Origin of the sequence: Endozoicomonas sp. ONNA1, from assembly GCF_024606325.1 — a bacterium.
In the GTDB taxonomy this organism is placed as follows: Bacteria; Pseudomonadota; Gammaproteobacteria; order Pseudomonadales; family Endozoicomonadaceae; genus Endozoicomonas_A.
In genome coordinates this window covers 1-3,272 of sequence record NZ_JAHHPN010000854.1, presented here as the reverse complement: position 1 = coordinate 3,272, position 3,272 = coordinate 1, and the positions used below count along the sequence as shown (strand labels likewise).

Here is a 3,272-nt window from a genome sequence, read left to right as displayed (position 1 = left end):
AGGGGTTATCCGGGTCCAGCAGATCGTTAAATTTTGGCAGCTCCTCACTGGTGAGTTTCCGGATATCCATCACCAGAGTGAGTGGCTTTGAACCTTCAAACAGCTTGCCTGAGCGGAGAACGTTGCGACCATCTTGAGAAATGCTCAACCGGCTCACCAGATTAGCCTGTGAAAGGTCATCGGGATGGGAGATAAGGGTAACGTCGCGATTTTCGTTGCCGGTGCGGGCCACTAAAAGCTGTCGAACCTCATCATCACTGGTGACAAAACGAAAATCGAAGGAATGAGAGGCTCTGGCGATTGAGGAATCTATTGAAGATACGGTTCTCGCTTTGTCAGGCGACACAGTCGGAGGTGAGGATATCGTCAGTTTGGAGGTGAACTCATCGCAGATTTTTACCTTATCTTTTGACGATGACTCCAACTTTGGTGCCCTGGGAGGCACGCCACTATGGCTCTCTTTTCTATCAGGAGCGCGTTTGTTTATTTGCCCATCAATCCGACCATCCATAGTCAACCTCTTACATCTAATCTCAGGAACTGCGTTGAAACCGTTTAATAATGTGACCTTAAAATAGGATGAAAGTTCCATTTGGATAGAGACCCACAGCTATCTCATGCTGCGAAGGTAGTATGGACAATCGTAAAATTATGGACTCAGAGCATCTTTGATTGGTCAAAAAGCCTCAAACCGAACGCATGTGATACTGGAATGCCGATGTTTATCCGTTTTTCAGATCGCCGGAATATCCCTCAGGTCAAGTCATCCTGCTCCGCTAAAGCCCCGCCGGTTGCATTAGGCCTGATCTGCCAGAGCGAAAAAACCTTTTGCGTTACATCATCAGCATTGTCAGGGCGCAAACTGGTAACCTGAAGGTTGCGGCTGCAAGGGCTGAAGCAAAATTTCTTAATCCTGCCTTCTGTTCGCAAACGGGTCCTTTCCAGCCAGCTCCCGTCTGCCGACAACCCGAACAGAATCAGCCTGTGCATGTCCGATTGAGGAATCACAGCCAGAAGGCAACTTTCTTCATTGAAATCGGCTTTATTGATGGGAAATTCGATGCGTTGATTGATCCACTCACCGTCAGGTTCACCGCAAAGTTCACCAGCAGGCTTACGTTGATAAATATCCGTATGGCCCGCAGGATCATTACAAACAATGGTTTCACCGCTGGGACTGATTACTACCAGGGACCCAGCCGGAAATGATTGTGTCTGGCCCCAGATTCCGGACGCCGCCTTGCGCCAGATCGTTACACTCTCCCCGCTCCTTCTGATGAACTCACGAGGGTCCACAGAAAAGTGAATCACACCACCACCGCTTTCGGGCGCCTCCTGAACAGAGGGTAGCCATTGGTCGTCAGTCGTTAATTCCCAGATCTGAAAACTGTCTTCGGTGGTGATAATCAGAAGCCGACCATCGGGGCTAAATTCAGGTTTAAGATAGAAATACCGACTTGGCTGGCTACAGTATTCAATTATTCTCTCTTTTTCACGCCACTGCCCTTCCGGGCCACGGGCAAAAATGACGACAAAGAAATAATCCCGTTCAATATCACTGTCATAGGTATCCTCACCGGCATCATCAAACCATGTGGCGAAATGGCGGTTATCCGGGCTGAATATAACGTCGAGATCAAAATCAAATTCGCTCACTTGTTCGCCACTGGGCGTGAATTTGTCGTCATCGGCAGGATCTCTGACATTAATATCGCCGGTTTGTAACCAGGATTCATCGTCTGCCTGCCCCATCAGCATAATGAATGATCCATCATAAAGCGCAAGATGTTTGCTGTCGGCACTGAACAGCAAATGATGATTAAGGCCTGTATTAATGTTGCCTCTATTGACCCACCGTCCATCGGCCCCCTGACCGAGAATAGCACCCGCTCGCCCCGTGTTAATGCAGACCAGTGATCTGGCATCCGGTGACAGGTGGATGTTACTCAGATACTTGTCCTCACATTCAGGAAAAACGTCACCTGTTGTCAGCTGTTGCTCAACCCACGAATCATTCTTGCATTCATAAACAGACAGTAAATGCTCTTTACCACTGTAATTGTGGCGAAAAATTTTTAACGGAACGGGTTGCGGGACAAATAAAATATGGTCGGCCCGCTGATGTCCATAATTGACCATACCACCGTGTTTGATCTCAGCTTTTCTGGCCCAGTGACCATCACCATCCAGAGCCAGAATATCACTGTAGTTCCGCGACTTCCCCTCAATGATAATGGGAATATGATCACGCAAGTGATAGTTAAAATCTTTAACATTTAAACTGCCAATAGGTATGAGGGTCAGTGCAGCCCCATCAAGAACCTGCTGGCGCATATGGCTAGCATAATAGGAGTAAAAAGCCGGACCCAGTTGTGCAGGGAAGTGGCGAACAGAAAATATGGACAAGGTTCTGAGGTACTCAAGGAGTATATGACTGGACTGAATGATTGCCCGGCAAGAAGACTGCCTTTGCCCGGTCTGGGAGAGAAAGTGCCGGACCTCTCCGAGGCCGCAATATCTCAGGCGATTGTCCATGGACGACGAAGTTTTCCCAAAATGATTGATATCGTTGATTGATAAATAGCTGGCGATTCTGTTGAACACTTCCTGGGGCAAGCGGAGTAACGGGTAGTCGGAGTGAGTCACAGCAGGTGTCAGTTCAGGCTTGATTTCACCCGTTCCATCGGCAGCAGTGCCGGGCTTCACCCATGTTGCAGCTGGCGATAATGCCCATTGACCCTTGTTCGATGAGGTTTCAGATGTAGCATCAGGCTCCCTTTTAACCATGGCAAGAGCCGGTGGCTCTGACAGTTCCTGCAACGATATCCTGGCGGCCAGCAGATAAAGCCGGTAGTGCTGATTGAGGCACTGGTTAATTCCATCTTCGGAAAAATCGCCTCCCCGGACAACGGCCCTGGCCACATTCTGTAAATCAAGGCTGGTGAGCTGCAACGGCAGTTTTTTCCGTTGCAGCTCAGCCCTCAGACGACAATGTTGCCGAGTCAGCTGTTCAGCCACGGTTTTTCCCAGTGGGGTTTCTGGCAGCACTTTCCCGGCAATGGTCTGCAACTCTTCCTGGCTGTATTGCCGGATGGGCAACTGTCGGAAACGCCCCTTCAGCGTCGGTGATAATGGTTTTCGCCCGCTGTACCCGGGTGGGTTGATAGTGGCAAACAAGTGGAATCCGGGATGGGCGTCACCGGCCAGAAGATCGTTTAGCTCACCTTCCAGATGCTGGCTGTCGATCAGATTCATTTCTGAAATAACCACGA

General features: G+C 49.5%; 2 protein-coding genes. Both read right to left on the bottom strand.

The window, feature by feature from the left end:
• The coding region (locus KDK19_RS20120; RefSeq protein ID WP_257292748.1) for a hypothetical protein at positions 1-511 on the bottom strand (511 nt) is incomplete at its 3' end.
• Between the two features lie 242 nt (positions 512-753).
• Positions 754-3,272 (bottom strand): hypothetical protein (locus tag KDK19_RS20115; RefSeq protein ID WP_257288605.1); only part of this gene is annotated, 2,519 nt, incomplete at its 5' end.